Origin of the sequence: Burkholderia sp. E168m22, from assembly GCF_001319805.1 — a bacterium.
GTDB lineage: Bacteria > Pseudomonadota > Gammaproteobacteria > Burkholderiales > Burkholderiaceae > Burkholderia > Burkholderia orbicola.
The window spans coordinates 1-953 of sequence record NZ_BBSK01000178.1; the positions used below are offsets into that span (position 1 = coordinate 1).

Below are 953 nucleotides of genomic sequence, written 5' to 3' on the forward strand. Positions count from 1 at the left end.
ACGGACCAGTTTCGCTGGACCGGCGAGGCATGGCCCGGCGCGCGGCTCGACTGGACGATCGAACCCGACGAGCCGGGCCACCGTGCGCCGCGCGGCGGCGGTGGCGACGACGCGGGCGACGGCATCGCGTGGCGCACGCGCCTGACGCTGACGCTGCCGTCGCTCGGCACGGTCGATGCCGAGCTGGTGCTGAACGGCGCGCAGCTCGTCGCGCGGCTACGCGCGAACCAGACGGGCGCCGACCGTCTGACGCGCCACGAAGCCGCGCTGCGGCAGCGGCTCGAAGGCTCGGGACTCAAGGTGGGCGGGCTGTCGATCCGCGCGGTCGACGACGGGCCGGACGGCTTCGACCTGTTCGCCGCCCAGGCCGCCGCGGCCGCGTATGCGCGCGGCGCGGCGGGCGGCCCCGAGGCGCGGGTGCCGGGCGACGATGACGAGGCGCTGCCATGAGCATGACGTCCCGCAAGCGCGCGGCCGCGCTCGTCTACGACCCGAAAGGCGGCGATGCGGCGCCGCGCGTGGTCGCGAAGGGCTACGGCGTGCTCGCCGAGATGATCGTCGCGCGCGCGCACGATGCCGGGCTGTACGTGCACACGGCGCCGGAGATGGTGTCGCTGCTGATGCAGGTCGATCTCGACGACCGGATTCCGCCGCAGCTCTATCAGGCGGTCGCCGATCTGCTCGCGTGGCTGTACGCGCTCGATCGCACCGAGCCCGCGCCGGATGACGACGCCGCGCCGCGTTTTCCGTTGCCGCCGTTGCGCTGAACGGCCTGTCGTCGCGCGCCTGCTTACGAAATGCTGTCCGGGCTTGCGTGACCGCTTTGCCGGCATGTGCCGCTCATCGATCGTCATCGCCTCGCAACGCGTGCCTTTCTCCCTGATTCGCGCGCACGTCGAACCTGCCGCTCCGTATGCATACGGATTGAGCCGGCTTTCGATTTATGTAATGAT

2 protein-coding genes are annotated in these 953 nt (G+C 71.6%); both read left to right on the forward strand.

Going from position 1 to position 953, the window contains the following annotated elements:
* A partial coding sequence (locus AP428_RS34285; protein ID WP_197285631.1) for a flagellar hook-length control protein FliK occupies positions 1-450 on the forward strand: 450 nt, incomplete at its 5' end.
* Complete coding sequence (locus tag AP428_RS34290) at positions 447-767, forward strand: EscU/YscU/HrcU family type III secretion system export apparatus switch protein (RefSeq protein ID WP_054928695.1); 321 nt, start codon at positions 447-449, stop codon at positions 765-767. The genes AP428_RS34285 and AP428_RS34290, both read left to right, overlap by 4 nt.
* Positions 768-953 lie beyond the last annotated feature (186 nt).

Bases quoted from the DNA above. Each gene is read 5' to 3' on its own strand.
- AP428_RS34290 (WP_054928695.1), top strand. From the start codon at position 447: ATGAGCATGACGTCCCGCAAGCGCGCGGCCGCGCTCGTCTACGACCCG.